Source organism: Sphingomonas sp. CFBP 13714 (genome assembly GCF_014842205.1).
Taxonomy (GTDB): Bacteria; Pseudomonadota; Alphaproteobacteria; order Sphingomonadales; family Sphingomonadaceae; genus Sphingomonas; species Sphingomonas aerolata.
Genome location: NZ_JACYVG010000002.1, coordinates 223,567 through 246,888, shown reverse-complemented (window position 1 = coordinate 246,888; position 23,322 = coordinate 223,567). Strand labels below are relative to the sequence as shown.

Below are 23,322 nucleotides of genomic sequence, written 5' to 3'. Positions count from 1 at the left end.
TGGCAGTTGCCAAACTGACGAAGAAGAAGCTGCCGTGAACGAACGCCAGACCCTTCTCGCGTTCGGCGCGCTAATCGTTGCCATCTGCTACTTGGCGACCATCGCCGCCGTGCTGGCCTTCTACGGCAAGTATGCCGAGGCTCTGGGGTTTGGCGGTCTAACTACCGGCCTCGTCGGCGTCCTGGGTACCTTTAAGCCGCGAACTAGCAGCCCCGATAATCCTCAAGCTGTAACGGTCACCAATACGGCTAGCGATCCCGTACCCGTGGAGGCTGCACCTCATGCTTAACAGCAACAACCAAAACAACGACGATCGGTTGAACCTTGGCCAGATGCTCGACCTATTAAAGGCGTTCAATCCACCGGTTGCGCCGGTAGTTGCTCCGGTCGTCACGGCGGTGAAAGGCGAGGATAACGCTGGCGTTACAAAGATCGTGGTCGCGGGCATTATTGCGCTGATTGGCGCGATCATGTTGGCGCTCTTTTTTTGGGTAGGCACCAGCGTCAACGGCCTCAACACGACCGTTACGAAAATGTCCTCGAATGTGGACCAGCTTCAAAAAAGCATCGCAGAGCTTCAGCAGACGCAGGGATCGGCCGCGCAGCAGCTAAGTGACCTTAGGATCACCAATACACGGCAGGACGCGCGCCACGATGCCGTAGAGGCCGATTTGAAGCGGATGAAAGAGCGTATCAGGATGGCCGAAGGACAGAAGCCCTTGAGCGGAGATACTGGCGATATATGACGAAGGCGGAGGCGCAGCATATCCTCATCAAGGCGTTTCTTGCGACCAAGGAACTGCCACGGGAGATTGAGGCACTGCTGGAGATTTTAATAAAGGTAGGCGAAGGCGATCAACCAGCTGTTTGACCGCCCCCAGGGCTTATGTCGTCACGGAACATCCACGCAGTGTCGTGAGTGCTATTGGAAACGACCGCATACCGTTAACGGTCTAGCCGGCCTATCCGCGGCGTCGCGGGAGGAGTCTGGAGCACTTATCTAAAAGAGACAGGGCGCTGGGCAAGCCGTCGAGGAGAAAGGAGGCGTAATTACTATCATCCCTGCGGAACAGGATACTCTCTTTGTCGCCGACATTCGACACTAACTTATTAAAGTCGAACGTGGTCATTATCGAAACGCGGCCCTCAAACGCCATAGCTTCCGCTTTTTGGGAGGCCGAAAAGAGTTGACGGGTTACACCCTTTTTTAAATAGACTTCAAAAATATTGTTGGGTTCCGTGACTTTTCTCTCGCCAAAGTACTCGCCGCCATACTCCGATGCGGTAAGAAAAAATGTCGCTGAGGCGTCCTCGCCTTTCAGAATGCTGATCTTTTTGTAATCACTCATGCGCTTCTCTGCTCGACATGACGTCGTAGCCTTAGATACAGTCCACCCTTCGACTTCCGTCCGCAAAAATATTCCGGATGATGACAGCGCCAGTGCCATTGCTACGATCATTTCCGCCCCTCTTCCCATTCGCTTGACGCAAAATAGCTCGCTGGCCAGGGCCCCACCAGACCTTATTATTCAGAGAGCCAACAAACCCTCTCATCCCCCGTTATACTCCGCCTTGTACGGCGCTCATGCTGCACCGGCCTTCTTCCTTGCGCGCGACAACCGAACCCGCTCGGCGCCCGTCATAGGCTTCGTGTCCCCCGTCATTGCTGGTCGGCCCGACTTTCCCGGCTCTGCAATGCTGGTTTCCATTTTCTCGACCACACAGCCGGGAAACTTGTCAGCAAGCCATTCCGCACCTGCCTTGCTGCCGACGATCACGCGAACCGGCGCAATGGCCTCCGGAGCACGAAGCGAGCAGCGCATCATCGCCTGATAGTCGTTCTGCCACGATAGTGATGCCTGGGCCGCGTACTCATCGACACCAATGCGGCTCAGGAAGCCGTAGGCGGCGCTTTTCCGATTGAGGGCGCTCAACAGCGCAACGTTGTGAAATCGCTTCCAGTGAGCCTTATCCAGGCCGTGCGAGACGCCTGGGAGCCGTGCGTCGTATTCGAAGCCACCGGGCATTGCATCCTTGTTTGCCTGCCAGAGAAACGGCACGCCATCCCAGAACCGCGCCACGTAGTCCGTTACTTTCGTGAAAACCGTTTCGCCTTCCTCGTCGTCCTTGCTCAGGAACCGCTTACTCAACCGGCTGTCGAACAAGTAGCCGATAGACAAACGGGCTCCGTTGCCGTGGCTCTGATAGCGCAGTTTGCCGCCCATTTCGGGATGCAGCGTCCATGCCACGTCCAACAGCGCGGACCACACCAGATACAATTCCGTCTGCTCGATGTTCGCGCCCATAAAGGTCGTCGTTCGATACCCTTCCACGAACCCGCTTAGTAGGACGGCAAAAAAGTCCACGTTACCAGTGTGGTCGGGATTGGTGAGCAGATCGGTCCATTGCGTCCTGGTGATCGAGACCAGATGTTCGCCGGATAGCAGCGTGTTGACCAGCCGATTGAAGGTGCCAATGTTTTGATCTTTGCTGCTATTTGCCTGCACGGCTTCAAGACCCGCTCGGTTGCCAATACGCAATCCGATTAGGTCATCCGCGATATCCTGGCTGGCATCCATGTGGTCCGTGATGTGGCGGTGCGTCTTCGCGATGTAGAGGTCGATATGCTCCAGCACGTTGGGGATCTCGTCGCATACCAAATGCCAGAACTTCCGCATTCCGGTTGGAAGGCGCTTCAACGCATCGTGACTGATGATAAGGATTTCGCCTGCGTGGGGTGCGGCAGCCGCCATGTGCTGAACAATCTGGTGCGTGACCCTACTGGTGGTCGTGGTGCCCGTGATCTGCTTGACTGCGATGTCTGGGTTGATGGCGCGGATGGCGCGGATGGTTTCGCGGATTAGCTCTTTGGTCGGCTGCGCTATCAGCACCTTCTCATGCGCGAGAGTTTTCTCGACCGCCCAATGTGAAAGCTGATAGGTTTTGCCGGAACCGGCTGGACCGGGCTGATAGTAGAAGTTCTTCATTTCACTCTCCCAAGAAAAAGCCTGTTGTGCAGGCTCGAATTGCACAACAGGCCAAGGCTTTTCTTTGGGAAATAGACTTTGAGGCTTGCTGTCATAGACGACAGCGTATCGAGCCCCGCGTCTACGTTTCTATTTATCAGAACCCCTGAAAATGGGCTTGTAACGGCGTTCTACGTCCACCTTGCGGTGGTATCTGTTTGCCTATCGGTTGTGACCTGGGATTGATGGACTTCTCAGGACTTCATCTGAATTGCGGCCGCAGAGCGCATTTGACGGAGGAAAGCGGAGCACAGCGAAGCGATCCGGCAAATTCGTGATGCTAGTCTCGGGTGAGAGCGGTTTACCGCGAACACCTGAGATGCCTCCGTGGCGTATGATATATCTCCCGTGGGGATATGTGATGCTCCAGCTATACCCCATGACATAGGTGGACCTCCGCTTCGCGAAGGCCGCACCTACATCGGGCGTTTAGGTACTGGCTGCGCTCCTCACTCGCTGCGCTCGCTCCGGAGCTACCCAGTACCTAATTCACCCGCTGCCGCTACTTCGCAAAAAGACATCTGGAAGTCAGATAGGTATGTAACGAAAACTCTTTATATATAGAATAATCGTTACACTCTAGCAGAACGCCGTTACGGGACTGTCTTGGCGATGGGCGTGATACCGCTGAACAACCCGACAATCTGCTGGGAGGAAGTCTGGCCGGTCTCGGGAATCGACAACTCGCCCAGATTATATTTGCGGAGTATCGTGTCGAAGCTGATCGACTGATCCTTGGTCCACCACTCACCATGCTTCAACAGTGTGTTGACACTATGGACCAAGCCGCCCTCAAACTGATCGGGCGGAAAGAACTCAGGATTGTTGATTACTACCTGACAAACATTCTTGCACGTTTCCATTTCGTGCGCTTCGGGCCGATACATATACCTTGACCTGCTGGGGTTCCAGATTTTGTTCATTTGCTTTCCTTGATATCGGTGCTGACGTGCAGCCATGTTCACGCGAATAAAGTCGCTGGAAGTGCCGCGTCATTATTGAAATGGGAATGACTTGCCGGGCCGACCAAGTGCGACCCATCGTAGCCCGGCAAGGCACCCTACAGTGGTAGCGCGCATGATACGCAACGCGACTACCCCTGAACTCTGAACATGCTGTGTGACGCTCTACGGGGCGAATAGGCGGCTTGAGCGTTGACCCTATTCCTCCCCGTAGCCGGGGTTTTCCCAACCTTCGTCATCGAGGCCGCGCTCGTCCTTTATCGCCCGATACGTAGTGCGAACTCGATCAAGGAGGTCGATTAGCGTGCTGCTATTTGGATGCCAGACGGCGAAGTAATCTCGCGTAGCTTGCTCCATGAGATTTAGTGCGCCGTCGATTTTGCCCCAACGCTCTTCGTACACGGCCTTGGCGGCAGCTAGTCGTTCCGCTGTTGCTTCGGCTTCGCGCGCAGTACGTTCGCGCCGGGGCTTTCTCAGGTCTTTGTCCAGCATCACTCCTCGCCCAGCTCTTTGGCCAGCAGCCGTCGAAGCGCGTATGCGGTTGGCAACTCCATACCCGGAAGGACCACCTTCATAGGCGGCTCCGTTACAAGCTCAGGTGGCCAGCCTGCCTCCGCGCTGCCTTGCTTGGTCCATAGCTTGCCATCGTCGGACAGCTTTTTGTACATGCCCCACATGATCGACTTTTGATTGACTAGGATGCCAAGTTGTCGATTAAAAAGGCTCTCGGCACCGTTCTTTGCCATTAGCTTTTCAAGTTCCTTTGGCGCAGCCCTGAACGACTTTTTGCTCATCTTCATCTGGTTCTTGTAGTATTCCACTTCGTATGGGTCTGACCGCCAGTTCGCCCAAACCTCGTCATCATACTTGTCGATAACCTCGTTTTCGCGAGTGATGGTAAGGGCGACAAAGCGCGCGAACAGGTCGGGCGGAAGAACGCCCTGGACCTCATCTTCGGTTATGATTTCATTGGCTCGCGCACGGACGAGCAGCGCGGCAAAAGCCGCGCGTTCTGCATCACTATACATCGTTGAAACTCCCAAAGGGGAGAGCGCGAAGCTCTCCCCTACCATGTTCACGCGGCGACGCTGGCGTCATCATCACTTGAAGTGATGGGCGCGGTCTCGCGGCGGGCCGAAGGCCATGCGAAATCACCGTCACGGGTGAAGCCGACGAGACGATTGGTCCACGTTGCCTTGGCATTGGCGCGGTCCATTTCGCTGTTGTGATCGGCGAGAGCCTCAAACAACTCGTCACCCTCAGGCGGCAGATTGCCCAGGTCGGCAACCGCCTTTTTGACGGCCATTTCCTTGAGCCAGTTATCGAACGCTTTCAGCGTGGGCTGGGCGATCCCTGCCCACGCGCGCTCAGGGTCCGACTGGGTGACGCCACGAACATGCCAGGAATTCGTTGCAGCGTCATACTGAACGATGACGTTCGCCAACTGCCTGTCCTGCGCGCCTTCCGCCAAATCGGCTTGAAAGTTTCCAAGCGACGGCTGGGTCTTTGCCATCCAGGCGATAGCCGCGTTGCTTTCGTGCTCAGTACGCTTGGCTTCGGTGTTGCCAAACTTACTGGTGTCGTGAGCCTCAAGGGCCGCGTGACCCTTGAGCACCTTGTCCTTGCCGTCCTTTTTGATTTTAAAGGAGAACTCAGGAAGATTGGCTGCGAAGTTCTCCACCGTCCACCCAAGGTCCTGAGCGGCGCGGAAACCCTTGCCGTACTTCCAGGCACTCCGGTCCGGTGCCCACTTTTTGGTCGCCGGGTCCTTTTTGCGCCACATCATGCGGACGACCGCACTGTGGGGATTTTCGCCTTCAGCAGGAGCCGCCGAGTTATAATGCTGGCAGACCTGACCAAGGACAGTAGGGTCGGCAACGAGCGCGAGGCTTTTGCCGTACGCATCGGCCAGTACACGGTACAGTTGCTCGCGACTGGCAACGGCCAATTCACTTCGACTTGCCGCGTTAGCGGCATTTGTCGCGTTAAGGCTGGTATGGAAGTCGGAAACCAGCTTGGTAGCAGTCGCGAGAGTAAGGATGTTCTTCGCCATTACGGCACTCCTTCGTGGTGCGGACCACGGGCCGGGCTAGAGCATGATTGTCTAGCTTGGTGGCGAAGGAGGGAGTTGAACCCTTAGCTTATGAGACGTCTTATAAGATATCAGATGAGCCCTATCACCCGCAGCGGAGGCCAGCGACGGCCCCCAAGGAGATTGCGAGTGACTTACGCGAGCACGCGTTCGCCATTTGGTAAACGCGGCCAAAAAAGCCGCCCTCTACCAAGAGGTTTCCATTCAACGATGTCAAAGAGCCAGTTCGTTTCCGTTCTGGTGTGGCCCTTCTATCAGATAAAGTGATCGCGTCAAGTAAAACTCATGCTATACTGCACAAAGTGATAGAACTAGTGATGGGATTGAAGATAACATGGTTAACAGATGTCGTCACTTTAAGTGATGGATAAGGCAAACCCCCGGCATTCCTGCCAGGGGCCGACACTGTTGAGCATTAGAATTGAGCAGCCCTTTGCGATGACGCTTTAAGCGTCGCCATTATTTAAGCGCATGGTGTCCCGCTGTTTTGCGATATCCTTGAGGTATCGCTCCCGGCGCTCATCGTTGCTGTAACCCTTCACGACGCGATGGTTAAACGTCGTCAGCACGTTGCCGTTGAGGCACATGGGGTCCAGGAGACAATCGCCTTTGATGAGAAGCACCGCTTCCAGCCAGGACGCCTCACCCCTCGACACGCAGAACCGCACCACCTCACGCGTGCAGGCGTGCTTACCGGCCTCCGTGACGAGCGCCTTTACGTCCTTGCTCGACCCCCAATAATCCTGCCAATCGCTTTCGCGGGCGATCTTGCCGTCCTTCAACACCCAGAGCGATTTCTTGCCGATATAGTAGCGGCCATCCGGCAGGTTGATCCGGTAGACGATGCTCGCGTAGTCCTGGGGATCGAACGCAGGATCGTAGAGCCACTGGCTCATGCTTCGTTCTTCGACGTGCTGCCAGCGGCGGTGAGCTTTGGCAGAGGGGTAGTCGGTGGTACCTGACCGGCTGGCCAACGAACTGCGACCGCACGGCTCTTCTCAATCCACGTTTCGCTGACTGCATCGCTTTGGTTGCCACCCAGGACGCGATACCGTGTAGCATCCTGACCGACGAGAAAGCCCACGTGGCCCCCGCCAGGACGCTGGAACACGACGACCGCGCCATAAGTCGGCGCACACTTCTGCCCCCAAGTTGACCACGCACTTGCACGGACGGCGATTGGCGCAGTTGGGAGCCCAGCAGCCTTGATGCAGTGGGCGACGAACAGTCCGCACCACGGCACACTATCGGCACCATAGGCGATGCCCAGCAGCTTAGTTCCGAGCCCCTTTGCCCAGCCCATGATCGTTGGGTTGTTAGTAGCGCCGGGATATTCTTTGAGCCCAATGTAGGTGCGGGCGACCTTAATCCAGTGTTGCATACTGAATTTATCAGGAAAGCACGTCAATAAGTTATAGCGGTACTTTACTCGCTAATCTCCGCATTAAATACTTATGCGATCGAAAAACACAACAGCTACTCCGATCGCAGGAGATTACAATGGGAAAGCGGACGAACAAGACACCATCACTTAGGCAGCAGCACTTTGTAGAGTACCAGGCATGGATCAACATGATCCACAGGTGCCACAACCCCAAACACTTTGCCTTTGATATGTACGGAGCAAAGAATATATCGGTTTGTAGTGAGTGGCGATCCTACGAGACCGGGTTCGCGCAATTTATCAAAGATATGAAGCCAAAGCCTAACCCACTGTATTCGCTAGAGCGAAAAGACGGAACAAAGGGCTACAGCAAGTCAAATTGCGAATGGGCCGACAGAAAAACACAACAGTTAAATCGCGGCAAGCCTCGCCAGTACCAACTGGACTTTGGCCTAGGAACCGCTGGTCGGGGTAACAGCCCAATGATCGAGTACCAAGGCGAGATCAAGAGCCTTAGCAAGTGGGCGGTAGAGTTCAACATCAAGCCTCCCACATTAAGGCAGCGACTAAAGCGCGGCATGGACATCGCGACCGCTCTTAACCCGGCAAACATGAAACGCGGCTCCGGGCATAAGCGCGTCATCAAGCAGATCACGACCAACTAAGAACGAGAAGGAGAAAACTCCCATGACGAACGAACAGACCGAAGTTGCAATCCAGAAACTGATTGAGCGCATGAACCGCATCGAAGCCACGGTGATGCAGAACCGCCCCGTGGTTGACCAACTTGGCAGCGCAGTGGACGCGGCAATCGCAACTATGACCCGCGCAACCGAAACGCTTGCAGCAAGGCTACCCAAGTCCAATGGATGATCGGAGCATCGAAGAGCGGATTGAGATTATGCGCCATGACATTGTGGCGCTACTCCGCGCCGACCCACACTGCCCACTTGCCAATATGCTAGGCCGGGAGTTGATGGACCTCTACTTGGAACTCTAACTGCATGGGGCCTTAGTTGGCCCCATCGCCATAACTGCCAGAGCTTAAATAGCTTTACTATGGCGAACCAAATTATCACCGATAAGCTCATTACAGTTCACGGGCGTGGCTCGCTCGTACTGCCCTACAAACTCAATCAGAAAACCGGCGACGGTAAGACAGTTCAAGTCGATCTTTCGACCCGCACGCTGTTTTTTGAGGTCGATGGCGTACCTATCCGGGAAGTGATGGTCGTTGACCCCGCAGACCCGCTGGGCAAGTTGATTGTCCTTGAAAACGACCAGATCGTCACGCTCGGCAAGACAGCAACGCGCTGTATCATTCGCGATGAAACAGACATCGCTAGTGGAAGACCGGTCGTCCTCTGGGATGGCAAGATCAATCGCGATGGATACATTGGCAATCCCGACAGTGTGGACGACGCCTAATGGCTCTCGTTTCTACACTTGATAGCGCAACGCTCGTCACGACACTCGATGTTCAGGACAGTCTTGCCACCGGCATCCAAAATGCAACCGTAACCGCGCTGGTAAGTCAGGGCAGTTCCATCGTCACAGAGATGATGGGGCCGCCGGGCGTCAAAGGCGAACCCGGCATTGGCATCCAAGGCGAGCCCGGCCCGCGTGGCGCGACTGGTGCAGCGGCTGATCCCACGGTGGTCAACAACCTAAGCAACCGCGTCGACGCGCTGACGAACACCGTCACGGATATCCGCAATCTCGCCCCCGAGGCCCTGAACGCCTTTTCGGAAGTCGCGAGCGCACTCAACAATGATCCACAGTTCGCACAAACAATGACGACCGCGCTGGGCAACCGCGTCCGCTTTGATGCCGTTCAGGCCCTTACGGCCACTCAGCGAAACGTGGCGCGCAGCAACTTAGATGCCGCATCGGTCTCGGATGTCACAAACAAGTTGGCCAAGGAAAGCTACGTCAGGAGCCTCCAGGTTGTCATTGTAGGCAAACCTCCTGCCAACTCACTTCTTGGTGGCGGCATAACGCCTCAGAGCGGCACCGTTGATGTGACGGCCAGCAGCTTCCGCGCCGATACTGCGCCGTCTGCTGAAACGGTATTCGTCCTCAAGATCAACGACGCGCAGCGTGGCACAGTCACGTGGCCGGCCGGACAGACCCTTGGCGTCTTGGCTCTAGCAGCGACCACGCTTGTCGCGGGTGATCGCATAGCATTTTACTCAGGGGCATCGGATGCCACGCTTGCTGGCGTAATCGGCTCGCTGGTGGTCCGCCTATGAACCAGCCAGTTGTTGAATTTCTTAAAACGACGGGACAGGCCCTCACATGGACGGTTCCGGAGGGCGTTTACAGGATCCGAGCCGACGCGATTGGCGCAGGCGCAAATGGCAATCCGGGCACTAGTAGCGGAACGTCAAAGGGTGGCTCAGGCGGAGCCTATGCGTTCCTGGAACTCGATGTCACGCCTGGTCAGCAGATCGAGTATTTTGTTTCCGCGCCAACGGCATTCTCGGCTCCGCGATCATTCACCTACTTGGGCCTCCCGGTTGTCCTCGCGGTTGAGAGTGGCGTCAATACCAATGGCACTGCCATCAATGAGGGTGGCACAGTGTGGTTGGGCTCTGGGTTTCAGGGCGGCAGGGCAACGGTCGGTCGTCGCGGTGGTGGCGGCGCGGGTGGCCCGAATGGGATTGGCGGACAGGCCGGAAATAGCGGCGGCGGCGGTGCCAACGGGGGCGGATCATCTACTGCTCTACCAGGTGGCGCAAACCGTCAGGGCTATGGCGGCGGCGCTGCCGCTGTTGATGGCGTCAGTCCTGCCGGAGCGGGCGTTGATGGCGGCGGTGGTGGTGGCGGTATTGGCACCAACCTAATTTACGCAATTGGTGGCAACGGTAGTCAGGACACCATCTGGACTTCTACTATCACAGGCGAGACTGCTGGGCCGGGTGGCGGCGGTGGTGCATCTTCCGGGTCTTTTAGCGGCGGCAACGCTGGCGGCTATGGCGGCGGCGGTGGCGGCAGCCGTTCGGGCGCTGTCAATCGACTCCAAGGCACGCAGGGTATTATCGTCCTGACCTACACGATCGAGCCCTGCGGGTTCCTGTATTCCTATTGGCTTTGAGGGTTGCCGAATCATGTTCCCGTTTTGTACTCACGCCAGATGGGCAACGCACGCTTTCGATCGCTGAACGATTTTGGTCGTGAGAGCGCCAATGTGGGATGCGTCTGCGGCTCATGTGGCCATCGGGGAGTGGTGGATCGCGACCGCTTTGCCAGATGGGCATTTCTTAAGCGTGTGAATGTCTCTCTGGAGAACCTGCCCCAATATCTCCGCTGTACCAAATGTGGCGCACGGCCCAACCGGATCGCGCCTACACCACTTCCGCCGACCGTCCCCCGGTGGGGAACGGATGACTATTTTAAGCGTCTGCAACGCAAACTCAGGGGCTAAAAGTCGCAGTCTCCTGCGACTGCCATCCGTTTTAGCAGTAGCGTTTGTATTTTAACACGCGCAACATGCTGATCCGCGACGAGGTGATGAGCGAGGGCTCGATCGACCAGGCCGCGGTTTATGTCCGCGAGGTGATCCGCCGCGCGATCGATCTCGGCTCGGCCTCGATCATCCTTGTCCACAATCATCCCAGCGGCGACCCCTCCCCCAGTCGCGCGGACATCGAGATTACCCGCACGATCGCGGAGGCGGGCAAGCGGCTGGGAGTCGCCGTACACGATCACATCGTCATCGGCACCGCCGGGCATGTGAGCCTCCGCGCGCAAGGACTGATCTGACGGACGCATGACACGAAAAGGCCGCCGGGGTCAGCCGACGGCCTTGAGGTCGCGAGGATCGCCCCGCTCGCGTGGTTTAGCCGGCCTGGGTTAGGAACCTGGTCAGTTCGGTCTTGGTCAGCATTTTGTTCTTGTCGGCATCCGCCTGCGCGAACGCACCATCGACCCATTTGCGCGTCTCGGGCGCGGCCGCGACCGTGGTCGGGTCCGACTGCGTCTTCAAGGCGACCATCCAGGCGCCAAATTCGGACGTGCTCAGCAGATTGTCGCCATTCTTGTCATATCCCGGAAATTCCGCATCGACGACCTGCGCCACCTGCGCCCCCGTCACGGGCTGCTGCGCAGTCGCTCCATCAGGATTGCCTTGCATCATCGAAGATGACGGCGACTGCGGCGAAGGTTCCGTCTGCGCCGTGGGCTGCGCCGGTGAGTTGGGCGTGCCGCCGGTCATGGTCTGCGCGGATGTCGGCGTCGCGAGCGCGATCGCACCGATAAGTAGAGTGAATTTCAGCATGTCTTCTCTCCTGCTGCGACCTTAGTGGCAACTTCTCAGTCGCGAAGGTCGTTCGTTCGGATAGTAGGCGCAACCAATGCATGACTGCCTTTGATGGTTCCGCCGGCATCGCCCCATCTCCCCGGGGTTGGATTTGAACCTTGCCGTCCGGCCTGCTACCGCGCGAGCGATCGCCGCCGTGGGTCCCGCCGGGGCGCGCGTCGCGCCTCCTCTCCCCAGCCACAGGAAATCCCGATGGTCCCCCGCTATTCCCGCCCCGACATGGTCGCGATCTGGACGCCCGAAGCGCGCTTCAAGATCTGGTTCGAAATCGAGGCGCACGCCACCGACGCGCTCGCCGAACTCGGCGTCGTGCCGAAAGAGGCCGCGGCCGCGATCTGGGAAAAGGGCGCGTTCGAAGTCGACCGGATCGACGAGATCGAGCGCGAGACCAAGCATGACGTCATCGCCTTCCTGACCAACGTCGCCGAGCATGTCGGCCCCGAGGCGCGCTTCATGCACCAGGGCATGACCTCGTCCGACGTGCTCGACACCTGCCTCGCGGTCCAGCTCGCCAAGGCGAGCGACATCCTGATCGCCGACCTCGACGCGCTGCTGGTCGTGCTCGAACGCCGCGCGCGCGAGCACAAGATGACGCCGACGATCGGCCGCAGCCACGGCATCCATGCCGAGCCCGTCACCTTCGGCCTCAAGATGGCGCAGGCGCATGCCGAGTTCGCGCGCAACCGCGCTCGGCTGGTGGCGGCGCGCGCCGACGTCGCGACCTGCGCGATCTCGGGCGCGGTGGGCACGTTCGCCAACATCGACCCGTTCGTCGAGGACTATGTCGCGGGCAAGCTCGGCCTGTCGGTCGAGCCCGTCTCGACCCAGGTGATCCCGCGCGATCGCCACGCGATGTTCTTTGCGACATTGGGCGTGATCGCCAGCTCGATCGAGCGGCTCGCGACCGAGATCCGCCATCTCCAGCGCACCGAAGTGCTCGAGGCGGAGGAATATTTCTCGCCCGGCCAGAAGGGCTCGTCGGCGATGCCGCACAAGCGCAACCCGGTCCTGACCGAGAACCTCACCGGCCTCGCGCGCATGGTCCGCGGCTATGTCACCCCCGCGCTCGAGAATGTCGCGCTGTGGCACGAGCGCGACATCTCGCACTCGTCGGTCGAGCGCTATATCGGCCCCGACGCGACGATCACGCTCGACTTCGCGCTCGCGCGGCTCACCGGGGTGATGGACAAGCTCGTCGTCTATCCGGCACGAATGGAGAAGAACCTCAACAAGATGGGCGGGCTCGTCCATTCGCAGCGCGTCCTCCTCGCGCTGACGCAGGCCGGGGTGAGCCGCGAGGACGCCTATCGCCTCGTCCAGCGCAACGCGATGAAGGTGTGGGATTCGGACGGTGCACTCTCGCTGCTCGACCTGCTCAAGGCCGATCCCGAAGTGACGCTGAGCGATGCCGAGCTCGAGGACAAGTTCGACCTTAGCTATCACCTGAAGCACGTCGACACGATCTTCGCCCGGGTGTTCGGCGCGGCCTGACGGCGGGAGTTCGACTACCCCCTCGCCATCCTGACGAAAGTCAGCATGACGGGTGGGGAGAAGCGAAACACACCAAAGTGCACGCAACGCAATTACGATTTCATGTTACAAAATTGCGACAACTCGCAACTATCGCCATATCACCGATGCCGGATATTACTCCGGCATCGGAGACCTACCCATGCGCATGTTCGAAACCGTGACCAGCTCGATGCTGGCGATCGCGGCTCAAGCGCTGGTGGTCGGGGTGGTCATTTCCACCCTCTGATCCATCGGCCCGCCCGCCCCTCCAAGGAGGGGCGCGGCTAGGGTCGCAGGCTCCCGCCTTCAGGCTGCTAGCGCTAAACCCCGTCGATGATCGTCATCGTTGGCGCCACTAGGCGCATCGGGTTTGCGCACGCGTATCGCACGGCGGTTTGCACCCACCGGCCGCCCACGTCGTAGAACCGCCGCCAGCCGAGCCGGCAAACCCCGGATCCGCAGGCTCCACGCAGCGCCGATCACCCCGATCGCGACGTCCAGATACGCCGAAACTTCGAACGACGTCAGCCAGATCGCAATGTCGGGCGCGCCCATCATGGCAACCCGGACCCTGTCGCCATCATCGGCGAACATCATGACGCACGCTGCCGCAATCACCACCAGACCGACCGCGACGTCGCCGCGCGTCAGCCGCGCCACCCGCCTGACCGGCGCCTCGACCAGAAGCATGCGGAGGAACCGAGACAGGGGGATCGTGGGCACCGCGAGCATCAGCAGCCAGCAAGCGAGAAACGTCACACCGATTGCCGCCACACTATCCCCCTGTCACGCGCGCCAAGCAGCGCGGCCTATTCCGCGGCGAAGACGCCCTTCAGTTTGGCGAAAAACCCCTGACTGTCGGGGCATTCGTCACCGGTCTCGGTCTCGCGGAACATCTCGAGCAGTTCCTTCTGCCGGTTCGACAGACGGGTCGGAGTCTCGACGTCGATCTGCACAACCAGATCGCCATGACCACGCCCTTGCAACACCGGCATGCCGGCACCGCGCTGACGAAGCTGCTTGCCCGACTGGATGCCCGCCGGAATCTTCACCTCGTGCGTGCGCCCGTCGAGGCCGGGAATCGACAGCGATCCGCCTAGTGCGGCGACCGTGAAGCTGATCGGTGCGCGCGCGAACAGCGTCGTACCTTCGCGCTCGAACAGATTATGCTTGGTGACGTGGAGGAAGATATAGAGGTCGCCCGCCGGTGCACCGCGCGCGCCGGCCTCGCCCTCGCCCGTCATCCGGATCCGCGTACCTTCATCGACACCGGGCGGCACGTTGATGCTGAGCGTCTTGGTCTTCTCGACCCGGCCCTCGCCACGACAATCGGGGCATGGATCGGCGATCACCTGACCCGCGCCGTTGCAGACCGGGCAGGCGCGTTCGACCACGAAGAAGCCCTGCTGCGCGCGGACCTTGCCGTGACCGCCGCAATGCTGGCAGGTCTTGGCCCGCGTACCGGCCTTCGCGCCCGACCCGTCGCACGTGTCGCACACGGCCGAGACATCGACGGTGATTTCGGTCGCCTTACCGTGGAACGCCTCTTCCAGGCTGACTTCCATGTCGTAGCGCAGGTCGGCGCCGCGACGTGCCGACGATCGGCCACCACCGCCGCGCTGCGCGCCGCCCATGAACTCGCCGAAGACGCTTTCGAAAATGTCGCTGAAGCCGCCGAAATCCTGCGCGCCGCCGCCATGACCGCCGCCCCCGCCATTCTGGAACGCGGCATGGCCGAAGCGATCATAGGCCGCGCGCTTCTGGGGATCCTTGAGGCAGTCATAGGCCTCGCTGACCGCCTTGAACTGGGCCTCCGAATCCTTGCAACCGGCATTCTTGTCCGGGTGATATTTCATCGCGAGCTTGCGGTAGGACGACTTGATCGTCCCCGCATCCGCGGTCCGCTCGATCTCGAGCAGTTCGTAATAGTCTGTCTGGGTACTCATAGCGGCCCTCTTAGCCCTCTCCCCTCCGGGGAGAGGGTTGGGTGAGGAGTTGTTCCGGACAACAGCACGCGGAACTGCCCCTCACCCCGGCCCTCTCCCCAACCGGGCACCCATGAAAATATTACTTTCATGGGACCCTGGGGAGAGGGAGTTTCAGTTACGCCTTCGGGTTCTCGTCGACTTCCGAGAATTCGGCGTCGACGACGTCGTCGTCCTTCTTCGCCGCATCGCCATCAGCCGACGGCGAGGCATCCGCCTGAGCCTGCTTCTCGTAGATCGCCTGGCCGAGCTTCATCGCGACCTGGGCGAGCGCGGTGCTCTTCTCGGTCATCGCGTCCGCATCGCCGCTTTCGACCGCTGCCTTGGTCGCGTCGATCGCGGCCTGGATCTCGGTCTTGAGCGCGTCGTCGACCTTGTCGCCGTTATCGGCAAGCTGACGCTCGGTCGTGTGGATCAGGCTCTCGGCGTTGTTCTTCGCCTCGGCGCCGGCACGACGCTTCTTGTCCTCCTCGGCAAAAGTCTCGGCATCGCGGACCATCTGGTCGATATCGCTGTCCGAAAGACCACCCGAGGCCTGGATGCGGATCTGCTGCTCCTTGCCTGTGCCCTTGTCCTTGGCCGAGACGCTGACGAGGCCGTTGGCGTCGATGTCGAACGTGACCTCGATCTGCGGCACGCCGCGCGGTGCTGGCGGGATCCCGACGAGATCGAAATTGCCGAGCATCTTGTTGTCGGCCGCCATCTCGCGCTCGCCCTGGAACACGCGGATCGTCACCGCGCCCTGGTTGTCGTCCGCGGTCGAATAGGTCTGCGACTTCTTGGTCGGGATCGTCGTGTTGCGATCGATCATCCGGGTGAACACGCCACCCAGCGTCTCGATACCCAGCGACAGCGGCGTCACGTCGAGCAGCAGCACGTCCTTGACGTCGCCCTGCAGCACGCCGGCCTGGATCGCGGCACCCATCGCGACGACCTCGTCCGGGTTGACGCCGGTGTGCGGCTCCTTGCCGAAGAACTGCTTCACGACTTCACGGACGCGCGGCATGCGCGTCATGCCGCCGACCAGCACGACCTCGGAGATGTCGTCGGCCTTCAGGCCGGCGTCAGCGAGTGCCTTCTTGCAGGGGTCGAGCGTCCGCTTGACCAGGTCCTCGACCATCCGCTCCAGATCGGCGCGGGTGATCGACTTCACCAGATGCTTCGGGCCGTTCTGGTCCGCGGTGATGAAGGGCAGGTTGACCTCGGTCGACTGTGCCGAGCTGAGCTCGATCTTCGCCTTCTCGGCCGCTTCCTTCAGACGCTGCAGCGCCAGCTTGTCCTTGGCGAGGTCGATGCCCTCCGCCTTCTTGAACTCGTCGGCGAGGAACTGAACGATCTTGTTGTCGAAATCCTCACCGCCGAGGAAGGTGTCGCCGTTGGTCGCCTTCACCTCGAACACGCCGTCGCCGATCTCGAGGATCGAGATGTCGAACGTGCCGCCGCCGAGATCGTAGACCGCGATCGTCTTGCCGTCCTGCTTGTCGAGGCCGTAGGCCAGCGCCGCCGCGGTCGGCTCGTTGATGATGCGCAGCACTTCGAGGCCGGCGATCTGGCCGGCGTCCTTGGTCGCCTGGCGCTGTGCGTCGTTGAAGTATGCGGGAACGGTGATGACTGCCTGCGTGACCGTCTCGCCGAGATACGACTCCGCGGTTTCCTTCATCTTCTGCAGCGTGAACGCCGAGATCTGCGAGGGCGAGTAATCCTTGCCGCCGGCCGAGACCCATGCGTCGCCGTTCGGCCCGCGCGAGATCTTGTACGGGACCAGCTCGGTGTCCTTCTTGGTGATCGGATCGTCGAAACGACGGCCGATAAGACGCTTCACCGCGAAGATGGTGTTGTCGCCGTTGGTCACTGCCTGGCGCTTGGCCGGCTGGCCGACCAGTCGCTCGCCGTCCTTGGCGAATGCGACGATCGACGGCGTGGTGCGCGCGCCTTCGGAATTCTCGATGACCTTGGGCTTGCCGCCTTCCATGACGGAAACGCAGCTGTTGGTCGTGCCGAGATCGATACCGATTACTTTAGCCATGAGTTTAAATAGCCCCTCACACATCGTAAAAAAGTCTCGGGCTCCACCCCGTTACGGCAGTGGAACCTTTCGATTGATGGGCGCGATATAGGTTGGCTCGCGCTTGCCGCAAGATTGTACGGCCCGTAGAGATCGCAAGAGGGGTATGAAGTGGCGATGATGACGATGCGTGGTATTTTTGCCGTGACGGCCCTGGTCGGGGTCGCGGCCTGTGCACAGCCGCAACAGCTGTCCGTCGAGAAGGCGTGGGTCCGGCTCGCGGCGGTCAAGGGCGGACCGGCGGCAGGCTATTTCACGATCCATGGCGGGCCGACCGATGCGACGCTGATCAACGTGACCACCGATGTCGCGATCCGGAGCGAGATGCACGAGAGCATGTCGGCCGGCGGCGTGTCGTCGATGAAACCGATCGCGCGCGTCGAGATCCCGGCCAAGACCGATGTCGTGTTCGCGCCGGGCGGCCGTCACGTGATGCTGTTCGACGTAAATCCCGGGATCAAGCCCGGTGAACGCACCATCACCTTCACCCTCACCTTCGCCGACGGCACTAGAATCCTGCAAAACGCGGCCGTCGTCGGCGCCGGCGACACCGGAACCAAGTGAGCGTTCGCGATCGGTCGACGCGAGCGCTGACCCCGGCCGAGACGAGGCTCGCGGCGTCGGTCTTCGGCGATGCGATCGACTATGCGCCGGTGCGGCTGGCACGTCGCAAATGGGCCTTCTTCCAGCCGCGCGACACGGTGATGGCGCCGCGCGGGTGCATCCATTTTCACCCCAAGGGCGATCTGTGGTGCGACGATTTCGCGCATGCCCATCTGACGTTGCAAGGGCTGTTCATCCACGAGATGACGCATATCTGGCAGCACCAGCGCGGCATCTTCCTCCCGCTCGTACGGCATCCGTGGTGCCGCTACGACTATGCGCTGCGCCCCGGCGTCGCGCTGCACCGCTATGGTATCGAGCAGCAGGGCGAGATCGTCCGCCACGCCTTCCTGCTGCGTGCCGGCGCGACGGTCGCAGGCGCCCCGCCGCTCGCGCAGTACGAGACGCTGCTGCCGTTCAAGCCGCGGGTGTCGGCCTAGTCCGCCACTCCCCAAACCGTCACCCCAGCGAACGCTGGGATGACGTGGGCTAGGACGATATCAGAGCCAGCTACGCCCATCCGGTCCCGCACAGCCATAAGGCGGCAACTGCCCGAAGAACCGTTCCTGCATCTTGTGACAGCCCCAGGCGCGCAGCGGCGCGGGCGCATAGCCGTTCAGCGCAATTCCGACCTCGTCATACGGGGTCTCGCCGCGCGTGACATACATGTACCATCGCCCGCCGAACATGACCGCCGCCGCGACCAGCACGACACACACGACCTGAAAAATCTTCTGCATTTCCGCCCTTTTCGTGATGAAGGGCGCCCCGTTGCAGATAACATGGATTAATATCAACTACCGGAAGGACAGTCCCGCCGGTGGCGATTCCGATCCTACAATGCGTCGAAATCGATAGCTTGTGTTCTATCAAGCGCTTGCGGGGCTTCGGGCATCGGATATTTCAGTCCGGTCGCACAATTAAAAAGTACGACGCGGTCGTCTTCGTCGACCAGACCGGTGTTCAGCGCATGGGTGTAGGCCGCGAGCGTCGCGCCGCCTTCCGGGCACAGCAACAGCCCGTCCTGCTTCGCGGCGGCCTCGACCGCCTTGAGGATCGCGGGATCGCCGACCGCCAGTGCCTGCCCGCCGCTCTCGCGGACCGCGCGCAGGATCAGGAAGTCGCCGACCGCCTTGGGCACGCGAATGCCCGCCGCGACGGTGCTCGCATCCTCCCAACGCTCGGCATGCTCCTCGCCCGCCTCGAACGCGCGGACGATCGGCGCACAGCCGCTCGCCTGCACGGCAAACATCTTGGGTCGCGCGGAGCCAATCCAACCGAGCTGCTCAAGCTCGTCGAACGCCTTCCACATGCCGATCAGCCCGGTGCCGCCGCCGGTCGGATAGAAGATCGCATCGGGCAGTTGCCAGCCGAACTGCGCGGCCAGTTCCAGCCCCATCGTCTTCTTGCCCTCGATTCGATAGGGCTCCTTCAGCGTCGAGAAATCGAACCAGCGCCCCTCGGCGGCGCCCTTGCCGACGATCGCACCGCAATCGTCGATCAGCCCGTTGACGCGCCAGACGCGTGCGCCCTGCATCGCGATCTCGCGGACGTTGATCTCGGGCGTGTCGTCGGGACAGAGCACGATCGTCTCGATTCCACAGCGCGTCGCATAGGCGGCCAGCGCAGCGCCCGCATTGCCGTTGGTCGGCATCGCGATCTTCGTGACGCCGAGCTCCTTCGCCATCGCCACCGCCATGACCAGCCCGCGCGCCTTGAAGCTGCCGGTCGGCAGACGCCCTTCGTCCTTCACGAGGACGTTGGGGCCACCGGACTTCGGGATCGGCACCAGCGGCGTCTCGATCTCGCCGAGGCTGACGATATTGGACGTCTGCCGCACGGGCAGCAGCTCGCGCCACCGCCATAGATCGGTGGGACGCGCCTCGATCGTGTCGCGCGAAATCGTCGAGCGCACCGCGTCGAGATCGTAGCGGACGAGCAACGGCCTGCCCGCACGCGAAAGGCCATGAAGCTGGTCCGCCTCATAGCGGTCGCCGGTGATCGAGCATTCAAGATGCGTGACGAACGTCTCGCGATCGGTGGTCAGATTCTCGTTCATGGCGTCATCCCGGCGAGGCAGAAAGTTGAGCGCCGCCTCCTGCTGTTCCCCCGCGAAGGCGGGGGCCCAGGCTTACAGGCGACAGCGTTTGAAACCCTGGGCTCCCGCCTTCGCGGGAGAACACCAGGCCGACAGGCTCACCCCGCCTTGGCGACGCCCACCATCGCAGGCCGCAGCAGGCGATCCTTGATCATGTAGCCCGCCTGCATTTCCTGGACGATCGTGCCGGCCGGCTGGTCGCTCGGGATCTCCAGCATCGCCTGATGCTTGTTCGGGTCGAGCATCTGGCCCTCGGCAGCGATCTTGGTGATGCCGTGGCGCTGGAACACGCTCTCCAGCTCGCGACCGGTGGCTTCGAGCCCGGTGACGAGGCCCTTCATCTTGTCGTCTGCACGCAGGTCCGCCGGGATCGCCGACAGGCCGCGCGCAAGGTTGTCGGCAACCGACAGCACGTCGCGCGCGAACGCGGTGGCGGCATAGGCGCGCGCGTCCTGCGCTTCCTTCTCGGCGCGGCGGCGGACATTCTGCACCTCGGCCTGCGCATAGAGGACATTCTGCTTGGCCTCGGCAAGCTGGTTCTCCAGCTCGGCGACGCGATCGTTCGAGGCCACTTCGGGTGCGGCTTCGGCGGTCTCTTCGCGCAGGTCGGCAGGCGTGTTCTGATCGATATCGGACATTGTTTTCCCTATAAGTTGGGCCGGCTCAACCCATCAACCGGGCGAGCGTTGCAGCCGTGAAATCCACCATGGGCACGACGCGCGCATAGTTCAACCGCGTGGGGCCGATCACGCCCACCACGCCGACCACCCGCCCGTCCAATCCGCGGAACGGTCGCGCGATCACCGACGAGCCGGACAGGGCGAATAATTTGGTCTCCGCGCCGATGAAGATCCGCGTCGAATCGCCCGCCCGCGCGCTGTCGAGCAGCGATGCGACCTCCTGTTTTCCCTCGAGATCGTCGAGCAGGTCGCGGACCCGGTCGAGATCGGCGGCGGCGGCCGCATCGATCAGGCGCCCCTGCCCGCGCACGATCAACACCGGGCGGCGATCCGCATCCTCGCTCCACACCGCGATCCCGCCCTCGACCAGCATCCGCGCCGCACCGTCGAGCGCCGCCTGCCCGTCCGCCAGCTCGCGCTCGATCCGCAGCCGCGCCTCGGCCAGCGTCAGCCCGCCGAGCGTTGCCGACATGTAATTGCCCGCCTCGACCAGGGTCGACGGCGACATGCCCTTGGGCAGCGCGATCACGCGGTTCTCGACCGAGCCATCCTCGCTGACCAGCACCGCGAGCGCCTGATCGGGCGACAGCGCGACGAACGCCATCTGGCGCAGCGTCATCTCGCGTTTCGGCACCATCACCAGCCCCGCGCACGCCGACAGCCCCGACAGCGCAAGCGTGGTGGCGGCGAGCGCCTCCTCGACCGGACCACCGACGCCGGCGCGCGCCTCGATCGTCTGGCGCTCCTCGAACGACGGCTCCATCGCCTGCATCATCCCGTCGACGAACAGCCGCAAGCCGCGATCGGTCGGCATCCGCCCCGCGCTCGTATGTGGGCTGGCGAGCAGTCCCAGCCCCTCCAGCTCCCCCATCACCCCGCGAATCGAGGCGGGCGACAGGCTGAGCCCGGCCAGCTGCGCGATCGTCTTCGACCCCACCGGCGTGCCGCTGGCGAGATAGCTGTCGACGACCGCACGAAAAATATCGCGCGCGCGGTCGGTCAGTTCGGTGACGGGGGGCGTGGCCATGCGGCTGATCTAGGCTGGCGAGCCCGAATGCGAAAGGCTAGGCAGCGCTTATTGCCCACCACCCGTTCGTCCTGAGTAGGGACTGAGCGAAGTCGAAGGTCCGTATCGAAGGATGTGCCCCAAGCGGGCCGATCCTTCGATACGCCGCTTCGACAAGCTCAGCAGCTACTCAGGACGAACGGAAGAAGTTTAGGAATACACCATGCGCCCATCCGGCCGTGCCCCAGACCAGATGCGCAGCATCACGATCGAACCCCGCTTCACCAAGCATGCCGAAGGCTCCGTCCTGATCGGCTTCGGCGACACCAAGGTGCTCGTCACCGCCAGCATCGAGGAAAAGGTCCCGCCGTTCCTGCGCGGCAAGGGCGAAGGCTGGGTGACCGCCGAATACGGCATGCTCCCGCGCTCGACTAACACGCGCAACAACCGTGAAGCGGCCAAGGGCAAGCAGTCGGGCCGCACGCAGGAGATTCAGCGCCTGATCGGCCGTTCGCTCCGCGCCGTCACCGACCTGAAGCTGCTCGGCGAGCGCCAGATCGTTCTGGACTGCGACGTGCTTCAGGCCGACGGCGGCACGCGCACAGCGTCGATCTCGGGCGCCTGGGTCGCGCTGCGGCTCGCGATCGACGGGCTTCTGGAAAGCGGCAAGCTGACCGCCGACCCGCTGACGCAGAAGGTCGCCGCGATCAGCTGCGGCATCTATCAGGGCAATCCGGTGCTCGACCTCGATTACATCGAGGATTCGGGCGCGGACGCGGACGCGAATTTCGTCCTGCTCGAAAACGGCAACATCGCCGAGGCGCAGGCGACCGCCGAGGGCGCGACCTATGACGAGGAGGCGCTGCTCCGCCTGTTGCGGCTCGCCCGGATCGGCTGCGCGGACATCTTCGCGGCACAGGCCAAGGCGGTCGCCAAGTGAGCGGCGAAGGCAGCACCCCCCAGGCGATCCGCAAGCTCCAGCCCGGCAAGCTTGTCATCGCGAGCCACAACAAGGGCAAGGTCCGCGAGATCGCCGACCTGCTCGCGGGCCGCGGCTTCGACGTCGTGTCGGCGGCGGATCTCGACCTGCCCGAGCCGGTCGAAACGGGGACGACCTTCTTTGTCAATGCCGAGCTGAAGGCACGCTCCGCCGCCGACCTGTCGGGCTATCCCGCGCTCGCCGACGATAGCGGGCTGTGCGTCGATGCGCTGGGCGGCGATCCGGGCGTGTACACCGCCGACTGGGCGGAGACCCCGAACGGTCGCGACTGGTCGATGGCGATGCAGAAGGTCGAGGATGCGCTCGCCGCCAAGGGTCCCGACGCGACCCGCGGCGCGCATTTCGTCAGCGTGCTCGCACTCGCCTGGCCCGACGGCCATGTCGAATGGTTCGAAGGCCGCGCCGAGGGCACGCTGGTCTGGCCGCCGCGCGGCAAGGTCGGCTTCGGCTATGACCCGATGTTCGTGCCGCTGGGCCATGACCAGACCTATGCGGAGCTGCCGCACGAGACGAAGAACGCGATCAGCCACCGCAATGTCGCGTTCGAACTGCTGAAAGCCGCCGTGTTTTGAAACGCCGCCGGGCCGT

29 protein-coding genes and 1 pseudogene are annotated in these 23,322 nt (G+C 61.3%); 14 read left to right on the top strand and 16 right to left on the bottom strand.

Features of this window, described 5'->3' with window-relative positions:
* Window positions 1-34: 34 nt before the first annotated feature.
* Genes IFT54_RS05490 through IFT54_RS20690 form a run of 3 tightly spaced genes read left to right on the top strand, consistent with a single transcriptional unit; the run spans window position 35 to window position 871 of the window.
* Window positions 35-289 (top strand): hypothetical protein, encoded by a 255-nt coding sequence (locus IFT54_RS05490; RefSeq protein ID WP_192069885.1) that lies wholly within the window; start codon window positions 35-37, stop codon window positions 287-289.
* The gene (locus IFT54_RS05485; protein WP_192069884.1) at window positions 282-746 is read left to right on the top strand and encodes a hypothetical protein; all 465 of its coding nucleotides are present in this window, start codon (window positions 282-284) and stop codon (window positions 744-746) included. The genes IFT54_RS05490 and IFT54_RS05485 overlap by 8 nt, the downstream gene beginning before the upstream one ends.
* Window positions 743-871, top strand: coding sequence for a hypothetical protein (locus tag IFT54_RS20690; protein WP_274604128.1), 129 nt, complete (start codon window positions 743-745; stop codon window positions 869-871). Before IFT54_RS05485 ends, IFT54_RS20690 begins: the two co-directional genes overlap by 4 nt.
* A gap of 91 nt (window positions 872-962) precedes the next feature.
* Here the strand turns inward: IFT54_RS20690 and IFT54_RS05480 are convergent, their stop codons facing one another.
* The 8 genes from IFT54_RS05480 to IFT54_RS20990 all read right to left on the bottom strand — a co-directional run bounded on the left by IFT54_RS05480 (window position 963) and on the right by IFT54_RS20990 (window position 7,461).
* On the bottom strand, window positions 963-1,460 hold the full coding sequence (locus tag IFT54_RS05480) for a hypothetical protein (protein ID WP_192069883.1): 498 nt from the start codon (window positions 1,458-1,460) through the stop codon (window positions 963-965).
* A 123-nt stretch (window positions 1,461-1,583) separates the two neighbouring features.
* Window positions 1,584-2,987 (bottom strand): DEAD/DEAH box helicase family protein, encoded by a 1,404-nt coding sequence (locus IFT54_RS05475; protein ID WP_192069882.1) that lies wholly within the window; start codon window positions 2,985-2,987, stop codon window positions 1,584-1,586.
* A 632-nt stretch (window positions 2,988-3,619) separates the two neighbouring features.
* The gene (locus IFT54_RS05470; RefSeq protein ID WP_192069881.1) at window positions 3,620-3,949 is read right to left on the bottom strand and encodes a hypothetical protein; all 330 of its coding nucleotides are present in this window, start codon (window positions 3,947-3,949) and stop codon (window positions 3,620-3,622) included.
* Window positions 3,950-4,186: 237 nt separating this feature from the next.
* Window positions 4,187-4,480, bottom strand: a complete 294-nt coding sequence (locus tag IFT54_RS05465) for a hypothetical protein (protein ID WP_192069880.1) — start codon at window positions 4,478-4,480, stop codon at window positions 4,187-4,189.
* Entirely contained in the window at window positions 4,480-5,016 is a 537-nt protein-coding gene (locus IFT54_RS05460; RefSeq protein ID WP_192069879.1) for a hypothetical protein, read from the bottom strand. Before IFT54_RS05460 ends, IFT54_RS05465 begins: the two co-directional genes overlap by 1 nt.
* Before the next feature lie 47 nt (window positions 5,017-5,063).
* Window positions 5,064-6,041, bottom strand: a complete 978-nt coding sequence (locus IFT54_RS05455; protein ID WP_192069878.1) for a hypothetical protein — start codon at window positions 6,039-6,041, stop codon at window positions 5,064-5,066.
* A 485-nt stretch (window positions 6,042-6,526) separates the two neighbouring features.
* Window positions 6,527-6,976, bottom strand: coding sequence for a hypothetical protein (locus IFT54_RS05450; RefSeq protein WP_192069877.1), 450 nt, complete (start codon window positions 6,974-6,976; stop codon window positions 6,527-6,529).
* The gene (locus tag IFT54_RS20990; RefSeq protein ID WP_192069876.1) at window positions 6,973-7,461 is read right to left on the bottom strand and encodes a TIGR02594 family protein; all 489 of its coding nucleotides are present in this window, start codon (window positions 7,459-7,461) and stop codon (window positions 6,973-6,975) included. The genes IFT54_RS05450 and IFT54_RS20990 overlap by 4 nt, the downstream gene beginning before the upstream one ends.
* 119 nt (window positions 7,462-7,580) lie before the next feature.
* Between IFT54_RS20990 and IFT54_RS05440 the strand changes: the two genes are divergently transcribed.
* From IFT54_RS05440 to IFT54_RS05415, 6 genes and pseudogenes are all read left to right on the top strand, one after another.
* Window positions 7,581-8,129, top strand: coding sequence for a hypothetical protein (locus IFT54_RS05440; RefSeq protein ID WP_192069875.1), 549 nt, complete (start codon window positions 7,581-7,583; stop codon window positions 8,127-8,129).
* 22 nt (window positions 8,130-8,151) lie between these two features.
* Entirely contained in the window at window positions 8,152-8,337 is a 186-nt protein-coding gene (locus IFT54_RS05435; protein ID WP_192069874.1) for a hypothetical protein, read from the top strand.
* 186 nt (window positions 8,338-8,523) lie between these two features.
* Complete coding sequence (locus IFT54_RS05430) at window positions 8,524-8,892, top strand: hypothetical protein (RefSeq protein WP_192069873.1); 369 nt, start codon at window positions 8,524-8,526, stop codon at window positions 8,890-8,892.
* A complete protein-coding gene (locus tag IFT54_RS05425) occupies window positions 8,892-9,716 on the top strand; it encodes a collagen-like triple helix repeat-containing protein (RefSeq protein ID WP_192069872.1) in 825 nt (274 codons plus the stop codon). The genes IFT54_RS05430 and IFT54_RS05425 overlap by 1 nt, the downstream gene beginning before the upstream one ends.
* The gene (locus IFT54_RS05420; protein ID WP_192069871.1) at window positions 9,713-10,561 is read left to right on the top strand and encodes a hypothetical protein; all 849 of its coding nucleotides are present in this window, start codon (window positions 9,713-9,715) and stop codon (window positions 10,559-10,561) included. The genes IFT54_RS05425 and IFT54_RS05420 overlap by 4 nt, the downstream gene beginning before the upstream one ends.
* 374 nt (window positions 10,562-10,935) lie before the next feature.
* Window positions 10,936-11,229, top strand: a pseudogene (locus IFT54_RS05415) (JAB domain-containing protein); the annotation flags it as partial.
* Between the two features lie 76 nt (window positions 11,230-11,305).
* Here IFT54_RS05415 and IFT54_RS05410 read toward each other — a convergent pair.
* Entirely contained in the window at window positions 11,306-11,743 is a 438-nt protein-coding gene (locus IFT54_RS05410) for an EF-hand domain-containing protein (RefSeq protein WP_192069870.1), read from the bottom strand.
* Window positions 11,744-11,977: 234 nt separating this feature from the next.
* Between IFT54_RS05410 and purB the strand changes: the two genes are divergently transcribed.
* A complete protein-coding gene (purB, locus tag IFT54_RS05405) occupies window positions 11,978-13,276 on the top strand; it encodes an adenylosuccinate lyase (protein WP_192069869.1) in 1,299 nt (432 codons plus the stop codon).
* Between the two features lie 327 nt (window positions 13,277-13,603).
* Here the strand turns inward: purB and IFT54_RS05400 are convergent, their stop codons facing one another.
* The 3 genes from IFT54_RS05400 to dnaK form a co-directional block, all read right to left on the bottom strand.
* Window positions 13,604-14,071, bottom strand: coding sequence for a hypothetical protein (locus IFT54_RS05400; RefSeq protein WP_159043706.1), 468 nt, complete (start codon window positions 14,069-14,071; stop codon window positions 13,604-13,606).
* A gap of 35 nt (window positions 14,072-14,106) precedes the next feature.
* A complete protein-coding gene (dnaJ, locus tag IFT54_RS05395) occupies window positions 14,107-15,243 on the bottom strand; it encodes a molecular chaperone DnaJ (protein WP_031394651.1) in 1,137 nt (378 codons plus the stop codon).
* Between the two features lie 157 nt (window positions 15,244-15,400).
* The gene (gene dnaK / locus IFT54_RS05390; RefSeq protein WP_192069868.1) at window positions 15,401-17,308 is read right to left on the bottom strand and encodes a molecular chaperone DnaK; all 1,908 of its coding nucleotides are present in this window, start codon (window positions 17,306-17,308) and stop codon (window positions 15,401-15,403) included.
* A 156-nt stretch (window positions 17,309-17,464) separates the two neighbouring features.
* Here dnaK and IFT54_RS05385 point away from each other — a divergent pair, with 156 nt between their 5' ends.
* On the top strand, window positions 17,465-17,911 hold the full coding sequence (locus tag IFT54_RS05385; RefSeq protein WP_235516273.1) for a copper chaperone PCu(A)C: 447 nt from the start codon (window positions 17,465-17,467) through the stop codon (window positions 17,909-17,911).
* A complete protein-coding gene (locus IFT54_RS05380) occupies window positions 17,908-18,390 on the top strand; it encodes a vgr related protein (RefSeq protein WP_159511693.1) in 483 nt (160 codons plus the stop codon). Before IFT54_RS05385 ends, IFT54_RS05380 begins: the two co-directional genes overlap by 4 nt.
* Before the next feature lie 60 nt (window positions 18,391-18,450).
* On the opposite strand, the gene IFT54_RS05375 is transcribed toward IFT54_RS05380, so the two are convergent.
* The 4 genes from IFT54_RS05375 to hrcA form a co-directional block, all read right to left on the bottom strand.
* The gene (locus tag IFT54_RS05375; protein WP_192069867.1) at window positions 18,451-18,690 is read right to left on the bottom strand and encodes a hypothetical protein; all 240 of its coding nucleotides are present in this window, start codon (window positions 18,688-18,690) and stop codon (window positions 18,451-18,453) included.
* Between the two features lie 95 nt (window positions 18,691-18,785).
* On the bottom strand, window positions 18,786-20,009 hold the full coding sequence (locus tag IFT54_RS05370; RefSeq protein ID WP_192069866.1) for a threonine synthase: 1,224 nt from the start codon (window positions 20,007-20,009) through the stop codon (window positions 18,786-18,788).
* 137 nt (window positions 20,010-20,146) lie between these two features.
* Window positions 20,147-20,686 carry a nucleotide exchange factor GrpE gene (gene grpE, locus IFT54_RS05365; protein WP_031394645.1) on the bottom strand — a complete coding sequence of 180 codons (540 nt, stop codon included), beginning with the start codon at window positions 20,684-20,686 and terminating at the stop codon, window positions 20,147-20,149.
* A 25-nt stretch (window positions 20,687-20,711) separates the two neighbouring features.
* Entirely contained in the window at window positions 20,712-21,755 is a 1,044-nt protein-coding gene (gene hrcA, locus IFT54_RS05360; protein WP_192069865.1) for a heat-inducible transcriptional repressor HrcA, read from the bottom strand.
* A gap of 202 nt (window positions 21,756-21,957) precedes the next feature.
* Here hrcA and rph point away from each other — a divergent pair, with 202 nt between their 5' ends.
* Both rph and rdgB read left to right on the top strand, forming a co-directional pair.
* Window positions 21,958-22,674, top strand: a complete 717-nt coding sequence (rph, locus tag IFT54_RS05355; protein ID WP_031393314.1) for a ribonuclease PH — start codon at window positions 21,958-21,960, stop codon at window positions 22,672-22,674.
* A complete protein-coding gene (rdgB, locus tag IFT54_RS05350) occupies window positions 22,671-23,306 on the top strand; it encodes an RdgB/HAM1 family non-canonical purine NTP pyrophosphatase (protein WP_192069864.1) in 636 nt (211 codons plus the stop codon). The genes rph and rdgB overlap by 4 nt, the downstream gene beginning before the upstream one ends.
* Window positions 23,307-23,322 lie beyond the last annotated feature (16 nt).

Excerpts from the sequence above, each read along its gene's own strand:
- IFT54_RS05485 (WP_192069884.1), top strand. The coding sequence starts at position 282 with ATGCTTAACAGCAACAACCAAAACAACGACGATCGGTTGAACCTTGGC.
- IFT54_RS20690 (WP_274604128.1), top strand. The coding sequence starts at position 743 with ATGACGAAGGCGGAGGCGCAGCATATCCTCATCAAGGCGTTTCTTGCG.
- IFT54_RS05480 (WP_192069883.1), bottom strand. The coding sequence starts at position 1,460 with ATGATCGTAGCAATGGCACTGGCGCTGTCATCATCCGGAATATTTTTG.
- IFT54_RS05475 (WP_192069882.1), bottom strand. The coding sequence starts at position 2,987 with ATGAAGAACTTCTACTATCAGCCCGGTCCAGCCGGTTCCGGCAAAACC.
- IFT54_RS05470 (WP_192069881.1), bottom strand. The coding sequence starts at position 3,949 with ATGAACAAAATCTGGAACCCCAGCAGGTCAAGGTATATGTATCGGCCC.
- IFT54_RS05465 (WP_192069880.1), bottom strand. The coding sequence starts at position 4,480 with ATGCTGGACAAAGACCTGAGAAAGCCCCGGCGCGAACGTACTGCGCGC.
- IFT54_RS05460 (WP_192069879.1), bottom strand. The coding sequence starts at position 5,016 with ATGTATAGTGATGCAGAACGCGCGGCTTTTGCCGCGCTGCTCGTCCGT.
- IFT54_RS05455 (WP_192069878.1), bottom strand. The coding sequence starts at position 6,041 with ATGGCGAAGAACATCCTTACTCTCGCGACTGCTACCAAGCTGGTTTCC.
- IFT54_RS05450 (WP_192069877.1), bottom strand. The coding sequence starts at position 6,976 with ATGAGCCAGTGGCTCTACGATCCTGCGTTCGATCCCCAGGACTACGCG.
- IFT54_RS20990 (WP_192069876.1), bottom strand. The coding sequence starts at position 7,461 with ATGCAACACTGGATTAAGGTCGCCCGCACCTACATTGGGCTCAAAGAA.
- IFT54_RS05440 (WP_192069875.1), top strand. The coding sequence starts at position 7,581 with ATGGGAAAGCGGACGAACAAGACACCATCACTTAGGCAGCAGCACTTT.
- IFT54_RS05435 (WP_192069874.1), top strand. The coding sequence starts at position 8,152 with ATGACGAACGAACAGACCGAAGTTGCAATCCAGAAACTGATTGAGCGC.
- IFT54_RS05430 (WP_192069873.1), top strand. The coding sequence starts at position 8,524 with ATGGCGAACCAAATTATCACCGATAAGCTCATTACAGTTCACGGGCGT.
- IFT54_RS05425 (WP_192069872.1), top strand. The coding sequence starts at position 8,892 with ATGGCTCTCGTTTCTACACTTGATAGCGCAACGCTCGTCACGACACTC.
- IFT54_RS05420 (WP_192069871.1), top strand. The coding sequence starts at position 9,713 with ATGAACCAGCCAGTTGTTGAATTTCTTAAAACGACGGGACAGGCCCTC.
- IFT54_RS05410 (WP_192069870.1), bottom strand. The coding sequence starts at position 11,743 with ATGCTGAAATTCACTCTACTTATCGGTGCGATCGCGCTCGCGACGCCG.
- purB (WP_192069869.1), top strand. The coding sequence starts at position 11,978 with ATGGTCCCCCGCTATTCCCGCCCCGACATGGTCGCGATCTGGACGCCC.
- dnaJ (WP_031394651.1), bottom strand. The coding sequence starts at position 15,243 with ATGAGTACCCAGACAGACTATTACGAACTGCTCGAGATCGAGCGGACC.
- dnaK (WP_192069868.1), bottom strand. The coding sequence starts at position 17,308 with ATGGCTAAAGTAATCGGTATCGATCTCGGCACGACCAACAGCTGCGTT.
- IFT54_RS05385 (WP_235516273.1), top strand. The coding sequence starts at position 17,465 with ATGATGACGATGCGTGGTATTTTTGCCGTGACGGCCCTGGTCGGGGTC.
- IFT54_RS05375 (WP_192069867.1), bottom strand. The coding sequence starts at position 18,690 with ATGCAGAAGATTTTTCAGGTCGTGTGTGTCGTGCTGGTCGCGGCGGCG.
- IFT54_RS05370 (WP_192069866.1), bottom strand. The coding sequence starts at position 20,009 with ATGAACGAGAATCTGACCACCGATCGCGAGACGTTCGTCACGCATCTT.
- grpE (WP_031394645.1), bottom strand. The coding sequence starts at position 20,686 with ATGTCCGATATCGATCAGAACACGCCTGCCGACCTGCGCGAAGAGACC.
- hrcA (WP_192069865.1), bottom strand. The coding sequence starts at position 21,755 with ATGGCCACGCCCCCCGTCACCGAACTGACCGACCGCGCGCGCGATATT.
- rph (WP_031393314.1), top strand. The coding sequence starts at position 21,958 with ATGCGCCCATCCGGCCGTGCCCCAGACCAGATGCGCAGCATCACGATC.